Here is a 19726-nt window from a genome sequence, read left to right on the forward strand (position 1 = left end):
GGGAGAGGGTCGAGGGCGGCATCGACTGCCGGCGCAGCTCGTCGTCGGTGAGGCCCTCGCATTTCAGGGCCAGTGTCGCACGGTGGAACTCGAGGACCACCGGATGCGGGACAACTTCATCGCGGGTGTCGCCGGCGGTGCGGGTGCCGGGGGCGGCGCGGCCGCCTCCGAGGGACTGGGCGCGCCGGTCAAGGCCGGTATCGCGGCCGGTGTGGTGGCGGTGGCCGCCGCGGTGGCACTCGCGCTGGCCGGCAACGACGAGCCGCCCAGGAAACCCGACGCCAAGCCGCCCGCGTCCGCGCCGGTGATCGAGCCCGCCAGGAACACGCCCGCACCCCCGGCGAAGGAACCCGGGCCCGGACTCCCGGTGATCGCGGCGGCGGCCACCCCGGCCGCCACGCCCACACCGGCACCGGCCGCCCCGGCCACCGCCACGCCCAGCCCGAAGCCCACTCCCACCAGCCCGGCCCCCACGCCGCCCTCCGCCCCCGCACCGAAGCCGACGCTGGCCCCGACGCTGGCACCCACCCCCACCCCTGCTCCCGCCCCGCCTCCGCCGCCTGCCCCGCCGGCCGTCCACCGGTGGAGCGAGCTGTCGTACGACGTCACCGGCGACGCCGACGAGCCCGAGATGCGGATCGGCGAGAGCAGCTGGGTGTGGCAGCGGTACGGCGTGTCGGTCGCGGGCAGGCGGTACGCGCACGGTGTGACGGTGAACGGCCACTCCTCCGTCACCATCGACCTCAACCGCGCCTGCACCGCCTACGACGCCCTGGTCGGCGTCGACGACATGAACGCGGGGCTCGGCAAGGTCCGCTTCTCGGTCTACGCCGACGGGGTCCGGCTGTGGCGGTCCGGCACGGTCGGGGGCGGGAACGCGGCGGTGCCGGTCCACGTGAACCTGGCCGGGCGCGCGACCGTACGGCTGGTGGTGGAGCCGCACAGTCATCTCGACACCCTGACGCTCGCGGACTGGGCGGAGTCCAGGTTCACCTGCTCCTAGGAACGGCGGGCGCTCCCTAGGCCAGCGCCGCCCCGCCGCCGGGGGCTCCCGCGCCCAGCGCGTTGCGCTGCGGGGTGATCCCGGCCGGAACGGCACGCGCGCGTGCGGGCGTTCCCGTCCAGCAGGTCCCCCTGCGGGCGATCAGGCGGCCGAGCCACAGTTCCAGGGACACCAGGTCCGCCAGGCCGTCCAGTGGCAGGGCCTCGCCCTCCGCCGCCGCGCGCAGGGCCTTGCGGATCACCCGGGCCTCCACCAGTCCGGCCTGCGCGAGCAGAGGGGTGGCGAAGAGGTCCATCAGGGAGTCCGCGGCCACCCGCAGTCCGGCGCGGGCGGCGGCGGCCGAGGGCGCGTGCGAGGTGGCGCCCCAGCCGGGCGGCAGTTCGGCGACTCCGGCGCCCTCCAGGACCGTCCGCAGGATGGCCGCCCGGGCCCCCGGCTGGACCCGCAGCGACTCCGGGAGGCCGCGGCAGGCGCGCACGACCTGGTTGTCGAGGAACGGGGCGTGCAGGCGCTGGAAGCGGACCTCGGCGGCCTGTTCCAGGATCCGCAGGTCCGCCGCGGCCCGGGCGAGTGCCGCCCGCGCGCGGAAGTCGCCCGGCCGCTGCCCGGGACCGACCCCGGACCGATGGGTGGCCCCCTGGAGGCGAACCGATACTTCAGCGAGGGCCTCACCCGTGAGCCAGCGCGCCGCGGGGCCCGGTCTGGCCCAGGTGAGCGCGGCGAGTGACGCCCCCACGGCACCCCCGGGTTCCTCGAAGCGGCGGCGCATCAGGCGGTCGGCGAGGCCTTCGAGGCCGGAGCGGTAGGGCGTACGGGCGAGGCGGCGGGCCGCGCCGTACACGCGCGCGGGGACCAGGACCGAGCCGTCCGCCTTCGCGAGGGCGGCGACCGGGCGGACCAGGTGCCGGCGTTTGCGGTCCATCAGCAGGTCCGCGAGGCGGGCCGGGTGGGCGTCCAGAACCTGGCGGGCGCCGTAGCCGGTGAAGTGGTCCGCGCTGCCGGAGGCGAGGCGGGCGCGGTGGCGGGCAGCCGTCACCAGGCTCGCGGCCGGTTCGTCGGTGAGCGGGCCGTCCAGTTCGGCGTACGGGAGGGTCTCCTCGCCGCCGGCCACCACCACGTGGTGCAGCCGGGGGTTGGCGGCGAGCGTGCCCGCCCGCTCCAGCTCGGCCTCCCGGCCGCCGACGGCCAGGTCGTTGAAGGTGACCGCAAGCAGCCGCTCCCCGGCGCCCGTGCCGTGGCCCAGCACGGTGCCCGGCATGCCCGGCAGGCCGGCGGCGAGCAGCGCGAGCGTGCCCGAGGCGGGGCCGCCGGAGAGGTCCGCGCCGATGCCCGGAGCCGGCATCCCGCGCGCGGCCCGCCGTTCGGCGGGGCCCATGCCGGGGACCGGACCGGGGTCTATGTCGGCGCCGGGCACGTGCCGGGGCGCCGACAGCCGGGCACGCACCGCTTCGACGAGCGCGTCCCGTACGGCGTCGACCGCGCTGTGCGGGTCGGCGGAGGGTGCCGCCACGGCGAGGGAGGCCACCTGCTCGTATCCGGCGATCTCGCGCGCCCCGGTGCGCAGGATCAGCGCGTGCCCCGGCGGAATGCGCCGTACGCCGTCGTAGGGGGTGGAGTCGTGCAGGGCGGCCGGTACGTCGGGGGCGGCGAGCAGGGCGGCGAGGTGGCCGTAGTCGAGGTTGGCCTCGATGAGGTCGGCGAGGGGCAGCGCGGCCGTCGCGTACGCGGTGCCGCCGGCCCAGGGGGTGTAGAACACCGGGCGGGCGCCCGCGAGGTCACCGCAGACGGTGATGCGCCGGCCCACCTGGACGACGGCCGTGTAGCTGCCCGGCCAGGCCGTCAGATGCCGAAGTGCCCCTCCGCGCGCGGCGAACAGCCCGACCCGCAGCTGCTCGTCGGAGGCTCCGCAGATACCGAGGACGGCGATCCGGGTCCGGTCGTCCGCCTTCACCACCCGCACCTCGTCCGGGCGCCAGTCGCCGACCGCCCACAGCGGATCCGGGTCGCCCCACAACAGATGGGAGCCCACCGGCTGCAAGGTCTCGCCGTCGTGCCCGACCGCGCCGGCTGAGCCGATCCGGGCGGCGCCCGCGGCGGTGCTGCTCCATCCCACCAACCACCGCATCGCCGCCTCCACAGGCTGTGGACAACCAGTGCACCGTACGAACTCGGCACCATGCTGCCATGAAGGAGGCGCGGCGGAGGGGCGGCGGTGCCGCTTGCGCTCCGGGGAATGCGCCCCGGCGGATACTGTCCCACCGGGACCGGCCGACCGCCCCGCCGCGTCGAACAGCCGCGCGAGGCAAGGAGACCCGGACTCTGACGAGGAGTGCCGATACGGTGACTGCGACGCGAATGCGCCCCCGATACGCTCCCCAAAAACTCCCTACGCGCCCTCAACTGCCGTGGTGAGAGGGCTGATACACCCGGCGAGCAGGGGTCGATTTTCAGCCAAATCAGCTGCAACGGAACGGACTTGGGCACGCTCCGTACACGCTCCGCCCCCCGCCCGGCGAGCGCGCAGCCCGGGAGACGGAGCCCGCCCCCCGGGCCGGTCCGCCGCCCGCGGGGATGTAGGCGGCGGCGTCCCCCAGCCCACTGGATCCAGTACAGCGGGCCGACCCACGCACGGCCCATGGAAGCGCTCCCCCGATGGCCGGAGAAGAGCGCACGGGCGGGCGCACGGCCACACAGCGGGAGCACGGCGCAACCGTCCGTCGCTGACCCGCACTTCAGTACGGACCACAATCCCGCCATCCGGAACAATGCCTCTTAACGCTTGGGATGCGGCGAACTACGCTGGGTTTACGAATGCCGCGTGGTTATGCCAGCGCGGCAGCCGTCTGTGTCGAGGGGTGGCGCAATGTCCAGGGAGCAACGCGGGCCGAACGAAAAACTCGGCGCCGTTCTCGCCCTCGCGGGAATCAGCAACGCAGGACTCGCCCGACGCGTCAACGATCTTGGCGCTCAACGCGGGTTGACTCTTCGCTACGACAAGACGTCGGTGGCGCGCTGGGTGTCGAAAGGCATGGTGCCGCAAGGTGCCGCGCCGCACCTCATCGCCGCCGCGATAGGGCAGAAGCTCGGCCGCCCGGTGCCGCTCCACGAGATCGGCCTGGCGGACGCGGATCCCGCGCCCGAAGTGGGCCTCGCCTTCCCGAGAGACGTCGGACAGGCGGTCCGTTCGGCGACGGAGCTGTACCGGCTCGACCTCGCCGGGCGCCGGGCCGGCTCCGGCGGCATCTGGCAGTCCCTGGCCGGATCGTTCGCGGTGAGCGCGTACGCGACGCCCGCCTCACGGTGGCTGATAACCCCGGCCGACAGTTCGGTCGCGCGCGAGGTGAACCCCGTCGAGGACGCCGGCGCACCGCTCAAAGTCGGCCACAGCGACGTGCAGAAACTGCGGGAGGCCGCCGAGGACGCCAGGCGCTGGGACTCCAAGTACGGAGGCGGCGACTGGCGTTCGTCCATGGTGCCGGAGTGCCTGAGGGTGGAGGCCGCGCCCCTGCTGCTCGGCTCGTACACCGACGAGGTGGGCCGCGCCCTGTTCGGCGCCAGCGCCGAACTCACCCGCCTGGCCGGATGGATGGCCTTCGACACCGGTCAGCAGGAGGCCGCGCAGCGGTACTACATCCAGGCGCTGCGGCTCGCCCGGGCGGCGGCCGACGTACCCCTGGGAGGGTACGTACTGGCGTCCATGTCACTCCAGGCGACCTACCGGGGCTTCGGCGACGAGGGCGTCGACCTGGCCCAGGCCGCGCTGGAACGCAACCGGGGCCTGGCGACCGCCCGCACCATGAGCTTCTTCCGGCTCGTCGAGGCACGCGCCCACGCGCGCGCGGGTGACGCCCAGGCGGCCGGCGCCGCCCTGAAGGCGGCGGAGGGCTGGCTGGAGCGGTCCCGTGACGGTGACAACGACCCGTCCTGGCTGGGCTTCTACTCCTACGACCGGTTCGCCGCGGACGCCGCCGAGTGCTACCGCGACCTGAAGGCACCGCGTCAGGTACGCCGTTTCACCGAGCAGGCGCTGTCGAAGCCGACGGAGGAGTTCGTGCGGTCGCACGGGCTGCGTCTGGTGGTCTCCGCGGTCGCCGAACTCGAGTCCGGCAATCTCGACGCGGCATGCGAGCAGGGCGTGCGGGCGGTGGAGGTCGCGGGGCGCATCTCCTCGGCGCGCACCACCGAGTACGTGAAGGATCTGCTCCACCGGCTGGAGCCGTACGGGGACGAGCCGCGGGTGGTGGAGCTGCGGGAGCGGGCACGGCCGCTTCTCATGACGCCGGCCTAGAGAGACATCGGGGGCGCCTCGCGTCCGCGGGAGTGCTGTGGTCGCGGGACTGCGGGTGCGGATGCGGCCGATGTCGCCCGGCCGGGCGTGGGCGGGGATGGTCGCGCCCGGGAGGGCGGGGAGCGGCTGACCGCGCCCCGCGGCGGAGCCGTACGGCGTCACGCCCGCGCGCCCCCCTGCCGGCGTCGCGGTCTCCCGGGTTTGAGGGCATTGTCAGTGGCGCAGTGCACTATCGAAGCCGGGAGGTGGTGCAGGTGCGGGAGATCGCTTACGACTGTGACGTGCTCGTGGTCGGCGGCGGGATCGTCGGGCTGTCCACGGCGTACGCGATCACGCGGGCCGCGCCCGGCACGCGGGTGACGGTGCTGGAGAAGGAGTCCGGGCCCGCCCGGCACCAGACCGGGCGCAACAGCGGGGTGATCCACAGCGGCGTCTACTACCGGCCGGGCTCGCTCAAGGCGCGGTACGCGGTGCGGGGCGCCGCCGAGATGATCAAATTCTGCGCGGAGTACGACATCCCGCACGCCGTCACCGGCAAGCTGATCGTCGCCACCGAGCGGGCCGAGCTGCCCCGGCTGCACGCGCTCGTGCAGCGCGGCCGGGAGAACGGCATTCCGGTGCGGGAACTGGGCGCGGCCCAGATCGAGGAGTACGAACCGGAGGTGCGCGGGCTCGCCGCGATACACGTCGGGACGACCGGGGTGTGCGACTTCGTCGCGGTCGCCCGGCAGCTGGCCGAGGCCTCGGGGGCGGAGATCCGGTACGGGGCGCGGGTCGTACGGGTGGACCGGCGGCCGGAGCGCGGGGTGGCCGTGCGCACGGCGGACGGGGACGTCGTGCGCGGGCGGGTGCTGGTGAACTGCGCCGGGCTGTACTGCGACGAGGTCGCGCGGCTGACCGGGGACCAGCCGGGGATGCGGATCGTGCCGTTCCGGGGCGAGTACTACACGCTGGCGCGGCCCGAGCTGGTGCGGGGGCTGGTGTATCCGGTGCCCGACCCGGCGTTCCCGTTCCTCGGCGTGCATCTCACCCGCGGAATCGACGGCGGGGTGCACATCGGGCCCAACGCGGTGCCGGCGCTGGCCCGCGAGGGGTACGGGTGGGGTGTGGTGCGGCCCCGGGAGCTCGGGGCGACGCTGGGGTGGCCGGGTTCCTGGCGGATGGCGCGGCGGCACTGGCGGTACGGGGCGGGGGAGCTGCGGCGGTCGGTGTCCAAGGGGGCGTTCGTCGAGGCGGTGCGGAGGTTGTTGCCCGCGGTCGAGGAGGCGGATCTGGTGCCGAGCGCGGCGGGGGTGCGGGCGCAGGCGGTCCTGCGGGACGGGACGCTGGTGGACGACTTCCTGATACGGCAGGGGGCGCGGGCGGTGCATGTGCTGAACGCGCCTTCACCTGCGGCGACGGCTTCCCTGCCGGTCGGGCGGGAGGTGGCCCGCAGGGCACTGGGGGTGCTCGGGGCGGGGTGACGGGGTGGCATGGGTGAAGGACCGGCATGGTGAAGGACCGGCATGGGTGAAGGGGCGGGATGAGCGGGTGGGATCGTGGCGCGCCGCGCTTCTCGGCCGACCGAGTCGGGGGGAGGGCGGGCATAGGTAAAATCGGCAGCACTGTGTCTGATTTCCACCACGCCCCCGAAACCTCCCGGCCCGGTGTCGCCCTCGGTCGCACCCGGGCCAAGGGGGAGCCCCGCTTCCCGGAAGGACCGCAGGCGGATCCCGCCGGGTCGCACTTCGAGCGGCGGATCCGGAGTTTCCAGCCACGGCGGAGCCGGGTGACGGCCGGGCAGGCGGACGCGTTGCAGCGGCTGTGGCCCCAGTGGGGGCTCGACATCGACGGACAGCGCGTCATCGATCTCGGCGAGCTGTTCGGCAACGGCAACCCGGTGGTGCTGGAGATCGGCTTCGGGATGGGCGAGGCCACCGCGCGGATGGCCGCCGCCGACCCGGACACCAACGTCCTCGCCGTGGACGTCCACACCCCGGGGCAGGGGAATCTGCTCAACCTCGCCGACCAGGGAGGGCTGAACAACATCCGCGTCGGCAACGGGGACGCGATCATCCTGCTCCGCGAGATGCTCACCCCCACCTCCCTCGACGGCCTGCGCGTCTACTTCCCGGACCCCTGGCCCAAGAAGCGGCACCACAAGCGGCGGCTGATCCAGCCCGAGTTCCTCGACCTCGCCGCGACCCGGCTGCGGCCGGGGGCGACCGTGCACTGCGCGACCGACTGGGAGCCGTACGCGGAGCAGATGCTGGAGGTGCTCGACGCGCACCCCGCCTTCGAGAACACCCAGGCCGACGGCGGTTTTGCGCCGCGTCCGGCATTCCGGCCGCTGACCCGTTTCGAGGGCCAGGGACTGGAGAAGGGACATGTCGTGAACGACCTGCTCTTCCGCCGCGTAGAGCAGGTCATGGAGCACGTGGTCGGGCACGTCACCGAGCACGTCTCCGCGCTCGAGGACCAACCCCCCACCGGCGCCTGAACCCACCCCGCTCTCCTGCGGGGGGCGCCTCCGCATCGTTAGGGTCAATGCCGTGGCCACCGTTCCCCCGTACCCGACGCACCCCAGCGATCCCGCCGGCGGCGCACTGCGGCACGCGCACTGGTGGCAACGGACGTGGGTGCGTCACGGCGCCCTGAGCGCCCTGCTCGCGCTCTCCGGGCTCGTCATCCTCGCCCTGGTCCGCGAACAGACCGGCACGGAGGGTTTCCTGGTCGGTCTCGGACTCGCGGTCCTGCCGGTGCCGTTGCTCGTCGCCGCGTTCCGGTGGCTGGACCGGGTCGAGCCTGGCCCGTGGCGCAACCTGCTGTTCGCCTTCGCCTGGGGCGCCTGCGCGGCGGCGTTGATAGCGATCGTCGCCAACAGCTTCGCGACCAGATGGATAGCGGCGGCCACCGCGGACCCCTCCAGCGCGGACACGCTCGGCGCGACGGTGATAGCGCCGGTCGTGGAGGAGTCGGCCAAGGCCGCCGCCGTCCTGCTCGTCTTCCTGTTCCGGCGCCGGGAGTTCACCGGCATCGTCGACGGGGTGGTGATAGCCGGGGTCACCGCCACCGGGTTCGCCTTCACCGAGAACATCCTCTACCTCGGCACCGCCTTCGGTACCGACCAGCTCAACGGCGACGGCGGGATCGCCTCCGTCACCGCGGCGACCTTCTTCGTACGGATCATCATGTCGCCGTTCGCGCACCCGCTGTTCACCGTCCTCACCGGCATCGGCTTCGGTGTCTCCGCGCTGTCGGCGGAACGCCAGCATGTGCGGCGGCTGCTGCTGCCGGTGTCCGGACTGCTGCTCGCGATGGGCATGCACGCGATCTGGAACGGCTCGTCGACGTGGGGCGAGTACGGGTTCTTCGCCGTGTACGCGGCCTTCATGGTGCCCACGTTCGGGCTGCTGACCTGGCTGGTCATCTGGACGCGGCAGCGCGAGCTGAAGACCGTACGGGAGGAACTGCCCGCCTACACCGTGGCGGGCTGGCTGACGCCGGCCGAGCCGTACGCGCTCGGGTCGATGCGGGCGCGGCGGATGGCCCGCGACTACGCCGGACAGCGCGGCGGGCGTTCCGCCGCACGGGCGGTGGCGCAGTACGAGGCGTACGCGACCTCTCTGGCCTTCCTGCGGCACCGGGGGCGGCGGGGGCGGGCGGGGGCCGACTTCGCCGTCCGGGAGCGGGAGCTGCTCCAGGAACTGTGGCGGCGGCGGGACCTGGCGCGTCCCGCGCTGGACCACGCGGCCCGGGCGACGGCACCGCCGGTGGCGGTGGCCGCGCCGCCGTGGCCGGTGTACGGGGTGTACGGGTATCCGGCGGCGCCCGCGTATCCGGGGTACCCGGCGGTGCCGTATCCGGCCTGGAACCCGTACCGGTCGTAGCCCACCGGTGCCGGCAGGCCGGCGCGTCCGTCAACGCCCCAGTTCCGTCTTCGCGTCGTGCGTGCGGTGGAGGCCGACGTGGCCGGGGCGGGACGCCGTGGCGAGGCGTGCGCGGTCGTGCCGCACGGCAACGCCCGCGGCGGAGGCCCTCATTGTGCGGAAGGCCCCCGCGCTCGTCACATCCGTGCGGCCGAGTGGCCCGCGGGCCTCAGGGGTTGAGCCCCTTGCTCCGCAGCCACGCCATCGGGTCGAGGCCGCCGGCCGATCCGCCCGCGTGGACCTCCAGGTGGAGGTGCGCGCCGGTCACGTTGCCCGTCGCGCCCACGCGGCCGATGACGTCCCCGGTGTTGACCTTCTGACCGACGCTGACGTTGATCGACGACTGGTGGGCGTACCAGATCTCCGTGCCGTCGTCGAGCGTGAGGACGGTCTTGTAGCCGTACGACCCGTCCCAGCCGGCCTGCGTGATCGTGCCGGTGTGGACCGCCTTGATGAGGGTGCCCGTCGGCGCGGCGAAGTCGAGGCCGGTGTGGTAGCCGGAGGACCACAGGGAGCCGGCCTGGCCGTAGGTGGAGGTGATCGTGTACGACGAGGTCGGCAGCGCGTACTGCTTGGCCAGCGCGGCGAGACGCTCGGCCTCAGCCTTCTTCTCGGCCTCCTCCTTCGCCTGCTGCTTCGCGGCGGCGGCCTTGGCCTCGGCCTCCTTCTCCGCCTTGGCGACGGCCTCGGCGGCCTGCTTCTCGGCGGCGGCCACCGCGTCGGCGACGGCCTTGCTCTCGATCTGGTCCTGCTGCTGCTCGGCCTGGGCGAGGATCCGGGAGCGCAGCACCTCGCCGGCGTTCTCGGTGCCCTGCGCGGCCTCCACGGAGGCCGTGCCGACGGTGCTGAGCGCGGTCGCGGTGTTCTCCGCGGTCTCGGAGGTGTCGTCGTCCGAGATGAGGGAACCCACGGAGGGCAGGTCGGGCAGCGAGATGGACACCGGCGGCTTGCCGGTGTTGGCGCTGGCCATGCCGCCCGCGCCGACGGCGGCTATGACACCGACGCCGAGAACGGTGGAGCTGCGGGCGAGTCCGCCGCGCTGCTTGGCGACACGGTGCCGGCCGCGTACCGGACGGATGGACTCCTCGGTGGGGTTCCACTCCGTCCAGGGGCCCTCGTCGGTGCGGTACTCGCCGTAGCCGAAGGTCTCGCTGTCGCGCTGGCTCGGCACGAACGGGGCTTCTGGGGCAGGCCGGTTGGACGCCACGTGGGCGTGCTCCTTTCCTTCCTTCTCGCCTACCGGGTTAGCTGACGGGTTCGGAGCAGGAAGGTCTCCTACGCGCGTATACCAGCCGTGCGGACACGGCGGTCTACGCGTGATTCACCCCAAGTAGTGGTTCCCCGGTTCCCTCGCGGGATTCGGCGCGTGCGCACGGAGCCGTCTCTTGTGACGGCTGGGACGACCGCGCTGCGTTATCGAACGTTAATAGACGCGGGGCCTCTATTCCAAGCTGTTCCGCTTGATCATTAACGATGATCCGCTGGACCAACACCCCACGATCGGCGAAAAACGGGCGAGTTGGCCATGCCTCGCACATCACACGAGTACTGACGAGGCGTCAGTTCTTCAGCGCAGGGCACTCACCTGGTCACCCGTGGTGACAACGGTCACGGCCGCCGTACGGCGAGCAGCGCCATGTCGTCCGTCATGCCGCCCCCGGAGTGCCGGCGCGCCTCCTCGGCGAGGGTGCGCAGGAGCGCGCCCGGGTCACGGAAGACCCGCCCGGCGAGCCGCTCCTGCGGGTCGTAGAACACACCGTGCTCGTCCCGCGCCTCGGACAGCCCGTCGGTGTGCACGAGCAGGGTGGCTCCCCTCGGGAGGACCGCCTCCTCGGCCCGGTCGGGCCGGCTGCCCAGCTCGCTCATGCCGAGCGGCAGCGCGGGCTCGCGGGCCGGCAACGGCCGTACACCGCCGTCGGCGTACAGCAGCAGCGGCGGCGGATGCCCGCGGTTGAGGATCCGCACCACCCCCTCCCCGTGCGGGAGTTCGGCGAGCACGACCGTCGTGAACCCCTCGACGGCCTCGACGCCGTCCCGCCGCGCGGCCTCCCGCGTCAGCGCCCGCTCCAGCCGTCCGGCGACCGCCTCCAGCGTCGCCTCCTGCTCGGCGGCCTCCCGGAAGGCCCCGATCACGATGGCGACGGCCGCCACCGCGCCCATCCCCTTGCCGCGGACGTCCCCGACGACCAGCCGGACACCGTGCGGACTGTCCTGTACGGCATACAGGTCACCCCCGATGGAGGCGTCCGCCTGGGCCGCCTCGTACCGGGCGGCGATGTCGAAACCGCCGATCCGCGCGGCGGGCTCCGGCAGCACCGCGCGCTGGGCCGCCTCGGCGATCTCGCGGGCGGAGGCGAGCCGCTGGTCGCCCCGGCGGACGACCCGGTTGATGACGGCGGCCAGGACGGCGACGGTGGCGACCGTCACCACCTCGGTGACGGTGTCCGCGTCCAGGCCGAAGCCGGACCTGGCGTGGACCGCGTACGCGGCGATCAGGGCCACGCCCCCGATGACGGCGGTGCCGCACAGCGAGTAGACCGGCGCGGCGACGAGCGGGGCGGCCGTGAAGAAGGGGATCGCGGTGAAACGCCGGGGGGTGAGGAGGTCGTAGAGGACGCCGCCGACGATCAGCAGGGCGGGGAGGACCTGAAGCAGCACCCGCAGCTTCGACAGCCGCCGCCCCTCACGCGCGCCGGCTCCGGCGTACGGCCCTTCCCCCGCCACGTTCCCAGGCCGCACCGCTCGTCTCCCACCGCGTACGTCCGCTCCGGTCACCGTCCCGCCCGTCCAGAGTTCCCTCGGCGGGGGCGGCGGGCGAGCGGTGAGGGCCGACCGGATGACGACCGGATGACGGGAGAGCACCCCCCACGCACCGAGGGCCGGAACCCTTTCGGATTCCGGCCCTCGGCCTTCAGTAGCGGGGACAGGATTTGAACCTGCGACCTCTGGGTTATGAGCCCAGCGAGCTACCGAGCTGCTCCACCCCGCGTCGTTGTGACTTCAGTGTACGCCATACGCAGGACAGATGTCGCATCGGTTCCCGCGGCCCCGTCTCAGGTGGCCGGGTTGCCCGCGTGCGTGAGGGTCTCCCAGGCGACGAACAGGTCGTCGGTGCCGGCCGGCCGGGTCTCCTCGGCGAGCTTGCGCGCGGCCGGGACGGGAATCTCCAGCCGGTCCTCCAGGTGGTTGAGGGCGACCTCCAGGTCGGGCCCCAGGTTCCGCTCCACCGTGCCGCCGCACAGCCACGCCGGGGCGGACTCCCCCGCCTGGTGGCGGGAGTGGAAGGAGAGCGCGGCCTTCAGCCGGTCCTTCACCTCGCCGTACAGGTCGACGCCCTGGTGCCAGGCGGTCTCGGCGATGTGCGCGGTGGCGGCCAGCGCGTACCCGACGTGCCGGAAGTCGCGGCAGGTCTCCTGCGAGACGCCGTTCTTGTACGTCGTCTGCCCGAACCAGTACGTCGTCAGCTTGCGCCGGGTGTCGACGCCGGACCCGCGCGGGGTGAGCGGCACACCGCCGTCCTTCTTCAGATAGAAGTACGCGGGCACGCGCTCGCGGAAGCGTTCCAGGGCCTGGTCGAAGGTCTTGTGGTCGTCGAGGAAGACGGCGATGCCGATGGCCGCGTCCGTCGTCACGAGGTCCCAGTAGCCGTTGAACTCCGGGACCTTCTTGGCCACTTCGGGAAGATGGGCGGTGCGCAGCATGTCCTCGAACCGCCGTACGCGATCAGCCGGCCACCCGGCCCCCGGCGTGTGCCGCACGAGTTCGGCGGCCCGCGCCCAGGTCGATCCCGTCCACCCGGCCTGGAGCCCCGCGTTCTCCCCCGTGTGCCGCCTCAGCCGCGCCGACCAGGCGTCCATGATCTCCCTGGCCTTGACCGCGTGCCGCTGCCTGCCGGTGATACCGAACAGCAGGGCCTGCGTGTAGGCGGCCAGGGCGTCCTCGCGCTCCTCGGCACAGCCGGGGCCGGCCTCGCCGCCGGTGGGGCAGACGACGGTGGCGTACGGCTCGGCACGGTACCGGTAGGCCCCGTACGCGCTGTCCCGCATGTCGAGGTAGGCCCGCAGCCAGGGCTGCTTTCCCGCGGTGACGTTCTTCCGTACGACGTCCAGCTGGGTGCTGCTGACCAGGACGCCGGGGTGGGTGAAATCGGCGTCCGCGGGGAGGGCGCGGGCCATGGCCCGGGGGTGCGGGCCTCTCGCTCCGCAGGAGGTGAGGAGGGCGGCGAGGAGGGTGACGGACAGGAGAGTCACCGCGTGTCGTCGGGCTGACCTCATGGGCACCTCCGTGGGGTCCGTGCGGCGGGGGTTCCCTCGCAGCGTCACCCTCCGGGAGGCCGGCCCGCAGATCCTGTTGCGCCGATCGGCCCACCCGTTCCGGGGGCTGCCGCCCCAGGACCCCGCTCCGGCCCTGAAGGGGCCTCGTCCCCAAACGCCGGACAGGCTGGGACTGCCCCTCGACCGCCGCGCCGAGAGGTTGACGTGCCGGGGGTGCCGGGGGTGCCGGGGGTGCCGGCCCGCAGCGGATGGCGCGTCAGCACCCGCCAGTTGCTGAGGCGCCGATTCCGCGCCGGACCGAGGACGGACACCCGCCGGCGCGGCCCCGGCCCACGACACGACCGGACGCACTACCCGCGCCACGGCGCTCCCGCACAGGCCGCCGCAGACACCCCGCCCCCACCCCCGCCCTCACCCCAGCACATGCCGGTTCGGTCCCTTTGCCCGCTCCTCGTACTCCGTCAGGACGACCACATCCGCCCCCTCCCGCGCCAACACCCCACTCCCGTCCGCCCCGGACACGAACGTGTCCGGCTCCCGCCAGGCCGTCACCACCCGCCGCACTCCCGCCGACAGAATCAGCCGCGCACACGGCGCCGGCCGTGACGCCCGTCGCGCGCACGGTTCCAGGCTGCTGTACACCGTCGCGGACCCCAGCCGGGGATCCCCCGCGTCGATCTTCGCCAGCGCCGCCTCCTCCGCGTGCACGACCGGGTCACCCCCCTCCCGCGAGTACCCGCGCGCGAGTTCCGTGCCGTCGGCCGCCACCACCACCGCGCCCACACTGAACGCCGTCCCGGAGGGCGGGCACCGGTCCGCCAGCTCGCAGGCGAGAGCCAGCCAGTGCCGGTCGGCGGCGGAGGGAAGGGCGCCGGTGCCGGGCGCCGTGGGCTCGTAACGCATGAGGACGACGTCACCGATGGGCCGCGTCTCCACCAGTCGCAGGCGTCCGCCCTGGTAGGGCCCCGGCCCGAACAGCCGGGGCGCCTCCGGGTCGCCGACGAACAGCGGGGCCAGCACCAGCTGGACCTCGTCCGCGAGCCCCTGCCGCAGCAGCTGGGTGTGGATCTGCCCGCCGCCCTCGACCATCAGGCGCCGGACGCCCCGCACGTCGTGCAGGTGCTCCAGCAGCAGCCGCCAGTCGAGTTCGGGCCCCAGCGGGACGACCTCCGCGGCGAGCTCCAGGGCCCGCGCCCGCTCCGCGCCCTTCTCCGTCGAGAAGACGACCTTCTCCCCGCCCGTGTGCCAGAACCGCGCGGCCGGGTCGAGCTCGCCGGAGCCGCTGACCGTCACCTTCAGCGGATACTCCGGCCGGCCCGCGGCCACCCGCGCGGCCCGCCGCGACGCCGAGTTGACCAGCAGCCGCGGATTGTCGGCGCGGATGGTCCCCGCGCCGACCAGGATCGCGTCCACGGACGCCCGCACCTCGTCGACCCGGTCGAAGTCGGCCGGGCTGGAGAGCAGCAGGCGTTCGGGACCGGTGTCGTCCAGGTAGCCGTCGAGGGAGACGGCGGCGGAGAGAAGGACGTAGGGGTGGGGCATCGGTGGCGCTCCCCGGCGTGTGACGTGGACGGTCTTGGTTCAAGTTTGAAACAAACCTACACTGGCGGTATGACGACTCGCTGGCTCACCCCGAAGGAGCAGCGCGCCTGGCGCGCGTACCTCGCCGCGACGCTTCTTCTGGAGGACGCGATCGACCGGCAGCTCCAGCAGGAGGCCGGCATGCCGCACCTCTACTACTCCATCCTGACCCACCTCTCCGAGATGCCGGAGCACCGGCTGCGCATGACCGATCTCGCGGAGAAGCTGAAGATCACCCGCAGCCGGCTGACGTACGCGGTGACCCGCCTGGAGAAGGACGGCCTGCTGCGGCGCGAGGACTGCCGGTGGGACAAGCGGGGGACCGTCGCCGTACTCACCGACGACGGCATGGCCGTACTGCGGCGGACGGCTCCGGGGCACGTCGAGACCGTACGGACGGCACTGTTCGACCACCTCACCGAGGAGCAGGTGGAGCAGCTGGAGCAGATCTGCACGGGGGTCGCACAGGCCCTGGAGGGTGACGGCGAGCGCCCGGCGGCCGACGAGGTTCCGTGGCGCCGCAGGTCGTCCCCGTCCTGTTCGTGAGCCGCACCACACACCCGTTGCTTCAAATTTAAAGCATGAGGTAGGGTCCGTAGCCATGGATCTGCTTCAAATCTGAATCAGATCCGCCGGCCCGGCGCGGACGCACCACCGTGCGTCCGCACCACAGCGCACCCGCACCACAGCGCACCCGCGCTCGCACTCGCGCTCGCACCACCGCGCAGACCTGATCCCCGGACCCGGGAGAACCCGCATGCCCGACTTCCCCGCCGCCGCCCCCCGCTCCCGCGTCCGGGTACCGCTGCGCTTCCACGACGGCTACGGCGTCGACGCCGAACTGGTCACCTTCCACGGCCTGGCCGACGGCCAGGAACACGTGGCCGTCGTCCTCGGCGACCCGCCCCCCGGTACCGCCCCACTCGTCCGGCTGCACTCCGAGTGCCTGACCGGCGACGTCTTCGGCTCGGCCCGCTGCGACTGCGGCCCGCAGCTGCGCGAGGCGGTCGAGCGCATCGCCGACCACGGCGGCGTCCTGCTCTACCTCCGCCAGGAGGGCCGCGGCATAGGCCTCTACAACAAGCTGGACGCGTACGCCCTCCAGGACCAGGGCCTCGACACGTACGCCGCCAACACCGCGCTGGGCCTGCCCGAGGACGCCCGCGACTACACGGCCGCCGCCCAGATGCTGGCCGCCCTCGGGATCACGACCCTCGACCTGCTCTCCAACAACCCGGACAAGGCAGGGCAGTTGCGCGACCTCGGGATCCAGGTCCGCGACCGCGTCCCCACCGGCGTCTTCCAGACCGCGCACAACGTCCGGTACCTGCGCGCGAAGGTCCTCCAGACCCAGCACACACTCCCGCTGGCGGAACTCGCGGAACTGACGGGACGTCCCGCCGGCTGATGGCGCGGGTGTTCATCGCCAAGGGCCATCGCCGCGGCCACGACGAGATGAAGCGTGGCCCGAGCGGCTGGCCTCTCAACTGCCGCGCCACGGCGTCGAGTCGTGACGAAGCCCCGGCCCGGTCCCCCGGCCGGGGCTTCATTACGTCCGGAGTCCTACAGGCTGTCCAGGATCCGCGTGCGCCGCTGGGCGTACTCCTCGTCCGAGATCAAGCCCTGTGCCCGGAGCTGTTCCAGGGTCTGCAGACGGGAGGCCACGTCCTGCCCGCCAGAGGCCGGAGCAGCCGGCGCGGCGGGAACAGCGGACGGAGCAGGAGATGGAGCAGGGGCAGCAGCAGCGGGGGCAGCGGCATGCGCCGCAGGCACGCCCGAGATCCGCTGCCGCAGCGCGTCAGCCAGCGCCGTCCCCTGATCCTTCGGCACCTGCTTGATCTCGGCCTTGCTGCCCGCGGAGAAGACCGTCAGTGTCCCCATCAGTACACCGCCCGCCCACTGCACAGAGGTGATCCGGCCGTACGGGAAGTCCTCCACCTTCTGGGACATCACCCCGTGGAAGTAGAAGACCAGCCGCTGATCCGTCATCGCCAGCAGACCGTTGCCCTTGCCGTACACCCCCGTGGCGAGCAGTTCGACCGTCTCGCCCTCCCACAGCACCTCGGGCAGCCGCTGAATCTCACGCTTCGCCCCGAAAGAACTGGACAGCTTCGCTGCCGCCGCATCGATGTCCGGCCGCACGCTGAACGCCACCATGGACGTCCCCCCTCCTGATTACGTAGACGGATCGTACCGACCACACCGACCCGCCCCGCGCGCCCTCGTCCTCCCGGGGGCCCGGGCCCCCGGGCCCCCGGGAACGTGCCGAGCCACGTGTCGGTCCTTCTGACGTGGGACGTGGGACCTGGAACGTGGGGGCTGTCCGTAGGCCCTGTGGGACTCGAACCCACAGGCTCCTAGCATGATCAGATGGTTGCCGATGATGCCCAGAAGCCCGAGACAGGAAGGGGAGTCGTGTCCCGCGACGACGCCGACGGCGCAAGCGTTTCCGCCTCGCCGGTGACAGGAGAGGGGGACGCTTCAGCCGGTCTCCCCCGCGAACGGCACCATGGCCATGCCGGGGAGGCCCCTCACCCTGTCGCGGACCTGGTCGAGTTCGCGGCCGACCTGGTCGAGCCGGTCAAGCCGAAGCTGCGTGGCTGGCTCCACGCCGCGATGGTCCCCGCCTCGCTGAGTGCGGGCATCGTCCTGATCTGTCTGGCCCGGACCGAGCAGGCGGCCCTGGCCTGCACCGTGTACTCCGTCACCGCCTGGCTGCTGTTCGGGACGAGCGCGATCTACCACCTGGGCACCTGGGGGACACTGGGCGAGGCCGTTCTGCGCCGCCTCGACCACGCCAACATCTTCCTGATCATCGCCGGCACGTGCACCCCCCTGGCCGTGCTCCTGCTCCCTCCTCACCAGCGAACCCTGCTGCTGTGGATCGTGTGGACGGGCGCGCTGGCCGGCATCGCCTTCCGTGTCCTGTGGGTCAAGGCTCCCCGCTGGCTCTACACCCCCTGTTACCTGGCCCTGGGGTGGGCACCTGTGCGATACCTGCCCGACTTCCTGCACACCGGCGGAGCGGCCGTCCTCACCCTGATCGTGACCGGCGGTCTCCTCTACAGCGCGGGCGCGGTGGTATACGCCGTCCAACGCCCCGACCCCTCACCCCGCTGGTTCGGCTTCCACGAGGTGTTCCACGCCCTGACGGTGGCAGCCTTCACCGCGCACTACATCGCCATCTCCCTCGCCACGTACTGAAGCAGGCGCGTTCACTCCGGCGGCACGGTCGGCCCGGTGCTCTCCCCGCAGTCCCGCCCCCGCCTGTTCATCTCACGTCTCCGTGGAACGCGGAGGGGCCCTGGTGCCGTACGGCACCAGGGCCCCGAAGGAACTGCAACACCATCTGCCGGTCCTAGTACTGCACCGGCCTTCTGTTTCCGCACAGCCGCCCGGTATGCCGACGGGGGTGCGGGGATCGCGGATGCGTGACCGGAGACCACCTGCCTATCGATGTCCTGCGGCACCCGGGCTCAGGCTCTCCGCCCGGGCGATCCTGATGGCGTCGGCCTCCGTTCTTTCCCTCTGAACCAGTCACTTGCCAAACGGGAACTGCGCACTGCTGATACTGCTCGTACTGCTGATACTGCTGGTACTGCCATTGCGTCAACCGCGTCAACTACGGTCCTGCTCATGGCGGCCCCTGATCACTGCGGGCCACCCGGTCCGGTCGTCAGTCCCGTCGCCGTCGTGCGACAACCTGGCTTCGAAACTCCACCACCGCACCGTCATACGTGTACTGCTGCCCGGCAGTTCGTGTCTGCCGGGCCTCGCTCGATCTCGACTACGAGAGAAACCATAATGACATGAGTGCCCAATGTCTACTCCAGCGAGCATAGATTTTGGTGTGCCCGGTGATGAGGTCTCCCCTCGCCCTGTCTGCGGTGCCGGGGGCCGGACCGCAACGCGAGGTCAGACGTCCGGGGTGAGACGCACAGCCGGCATCCGGGCTTCCGGTGCAGCCGCCGACCGGCGCGGCGCGTCCGCTGTGCTGCCCTGTCCCCTCCGGCAAGCACAGCGGCTCTGGCGGGTTGGCCGGTCGGCCAGCTAGCCGGTAGGCCGGTTGGCGGGGCGACGGACGGGGCACAGGGGTCGGGTAGGCAAGGGCCGGGCATGGACGATCCAGAGACCAGGGTGACCCTGATGAACACGATGACCGCCAACGCCACAACGGTCCGTTCCCTCGCGGCCGTTGCCGACGCACGCGATACCGCACGGGGCTTCCTCGAAGACCTGCGGCAGCCGGCCGTCGCCCCGGACGCCGCGGACACCGTGGTCCTGGTCGTGTCCGAGCTCGTCACCAATGCCCTGCGTCACGGCGGGGGCACCTGCACACTGGAACTGACGGCCCGCCCGGACACCATCGAGGTGGCCGTCCACGACCCCGTCTCGCAGGCGCCGCACATGCGCACCCCTGACCTGTGCTGCGGCACCGGGGGATTCGGCTGGCTCATGGTCAACCATCTGGCCCGCGCCACCGCGGTCACCCGCCGGGCCTCCGGTGGCAAGACCGTATGCGCCCGTCTTGCCCGGTAGTGCCACCACGTCGAGAACGGCACGGCACGCGGAGAGGGCCCGACCGGCCCGGGGCGGGGGGGGGGGCGGACCCGGGGGGGGGGCGCCCGGGCCGGCGGGGCGGGGGGGCGCGGGGGGGCCACCCGGCCGCGCA

Annotated in this window: 14 protein-coding genes, 1 tRNA gene, 2 pseudogenes and 1 riboswitch; of the genes and pseudogenes, 9 read left to right on the forward strand and 8 right to left on the reverse strand. The window is 72.8% G+C overall.

From position 1 onward, the window contains the following. Positions 1-100, reverse strand: a pseudogene (locus tag ACWD0J_RS38200) (Mini-circle protein); the annotation flags it as partial. 24 nt (positions 101-124) lie between these two features. Between ACWD0J_RS38200 and ACWD0J_RS38205 the strand changes: the two are divergent. After that, positions 125-1003, forward strand: a pseudogene (locus ACWD0J_RS38205) (NPCBM/NEW2 domain-containing protein); the annotation flags it as partial. Between the two features lie 16 nt (positions 1004-1019). On the opposite strand, the gene ACWD0J_RS38210 reads toward ACWD0J_RS38205, so the two are convergent. Next, positions 1020-3128, reverse strand: a complete 2109-nt coding sequence (locus tag ACWD0J_RS38210) for an asparagine synthase-related protein (protein ID WP_451500473.1) — start codon at positions 3126-3128, stop codon at positions 1020-1022. Between the two features lie 738 nt (positions 3129-3866). Between ACWD0J_RS38210 and ACWD0J_RS38215 the strand changes: the two genes are divergently transcribed. From ACWD0J_RS38215 to ACWD0J_RS38230, 4 genes are all read left to right on the forward strand, one after another. Next, on the forward strand, positions 3867-5291 hold the full coding sequence (locus tag ACWD0J_RS38215; protein ID WP_451500474.1) for an MFS transporter: 1425 nt from the start codon (positions 3867-3869) through the stop codon (positions 5289-5291). 245 nt (positions 5292-5536) lie between these two features. After that, positions 5537-6754, forward strand: a complete 1218-nt coding sequence (gene lhgO, locus ACWD0J_RS38220) for an L-2-hydroxyglutarate oxidase (protein ID WP_451500485.1) — start codon at positions 5537-5539, stop codon at positions 6752-6754. A 143-nt stretch (positions 6755-6897) separates the two neighbouring features. After that, positions 6898-7770 carry a tRNA (guanosine(46)-N7)-methyltransferase TrmB gene (gene trmB, locus ACWD0J_RS38225; protein ID WP_451500475.1) on the forward strand — a complete coding sequence of 291 codons (873 nt, stop codon included), beginning with the start codon at positions 6898-6900 and terminating at the stop codon, positions 7768-7770. Positions 7771-7822: 52 nt separating this feature from the next. Further along, entirely contained in the window at positions 7823-9160 is a 1338-nt protein-coding gene (locus ACWD0J_RS38230; RefSeq protein ID WP_451500476.1) for a PrsW family intramembrane metalloprotease, read from the forward strand. Positions 9161-9368: 208 nt separating this feature from the next. Here ACWD0J_RS38230 and ACWD0J_RS38235 read toward each other — a convergent pair whose 3' ends face one another. The 5 genes from ACWD0J_RS38235 to ACWD0J_RS38255 form a co-directional block, all read right to left on the reverse strand. Further along, positions 9369-10406: a M23 family metallopeptidase gene (locus ACWD0J_RS38235; protein ID WP_451500477.1), complete on the reverse strand. Its 1038-nt coding sequence runs from the start codon at positions 10404-10406 to the stop codon at positions 9369-9371. An 11-nt stretch (positions 10407-10417) separates the two neighbouring features. Then, a riboswitch (cyclic di-AMP (ydaO/yuaA leader) is annotated at positions 10418-10574 on the reverse strand. Between the two features lie 233 nt (positions 10575-10807). Then, positions 10808-11938 (reverse strand): PP2C family protein-serine/threonine phosphatase, encoded by a 1131-nt coding sequence (locus ACWD0J_RS38240; RefSeq protein WP_451500478.1) that lies wholly within the window; start codon positions 11936-11938, stop codon positions 10808-10810. Between the two features lie 176 nt (positions 11939-12114). Continuing rightward, positions 12115-12188 (reverse strand) — tRNA-Met (locus ACWD0J_RS38245). A gap of 64 nt (positions 12189-12252) precedes the next feature. After that, positions 12253-13473, reverse strand: coding sequence for an alginate lyase family protein (locus ACWD0J_RS38250; RefSeq protein ID WP_451500479.1), 1221 nt, complete (start codon positions 13471-13473; stop codon positions 12253-12255). Positions 13474-13884: 411 nt separating this feature from the next. Beyond that, entirely contained in the window at positions 13885-15015 is a 1131-nt protein-coding gene (locus tag ACWD0J_RS38255) for a dihydrofolate reductase family protein (RefSeq protein ID WP_451500480.1), read from the reverse strand. A gap of 69 nt (positions 15016-15084) precedes the next feature. Between ACWD0J_RS38255 and ACWD0J_RS38260 the strand changes: the two genes are divergently transcribed. Together ACWD0J_RS38260 and ACWD0J_RS38265 are read left to right on the forward strand one after the other, a co-directional pair. Beyond that, positions 15085-15600: a MarR family winged helix-turn-helix transcriptional regulator gene (locus ACWD0J_RS38260; protein WP_451500481.1), complete on the forward strand. Its 516-nt coding sequence runs from the start codon at positions 15085-15087 to the stop codon at positions 15598-15600. Positions 15601-15811: 211 nt separating this feature from the next. After that, positions 15812-16462 (forward strand): GTP cyclohydrolase II, encoded by a 651-nt coding sequence (locus ACWD0J_RS38265; protein ID WP_451500482.1) that lies wholly within the window; start codon positions 15812-15814, stop codon positions 16460-16462. A gap of 155 nt (positions 16463-16617) precedes the next feature. On the opposite strand, the gene ACWD0J_RS38270 is transcribed toward ACWD0J_RS38265, so the two are convergent. Beyond that, the gene (locus ACWD0J_RS38270) at positions 16618-17211 is read right to left on the reverse strand and encodes a PH domain-containing protein (RefSeq protein ID WP_451500483.1); all 594 of its coding nucleotides are present in this window, start codon (positions 17209-17211) and stop codon (positions 16618-16620) included. A 258-nt stretch (positions 17212-17469) separates the two neighbouring features. On the opposite strand from ACWD0J_RS38270, the gene trhA reads away from it, so the two are divergent. Both trhA and ACWD0J_RS38280 read left to right on the forward strand, forming a co-directional pair. After that, complete coding sequence (gene trhA, locus ACWD0J_RS38275) at positions 17470-18258, forward strand: PAQR family membrane homeostasis protein TrhA (protein ID WP_451500484.1); 789 nt, start codon at positions 17470-17472, stop codon at positions 18256-18258. A gap of 942 nt (positions 18259-19200) precedes the next feature. Beyond that, the gene (locus ACWD0J_RS38280; protein ID WP_451500486.1) at positions 19201-19593 is read left to right on the forward strand and encodes an ATP-binding protein; all 393 of its coding nucleotides are present in this window, start codon (positions 19201-19203) and stop codon (positions 19591-19593) included. Positions 19594-19726 lie beyond the last annotated feature (133 nt).

This window comes from Streptomyces sp. NPDC003011, assembly GCF_053591515.1.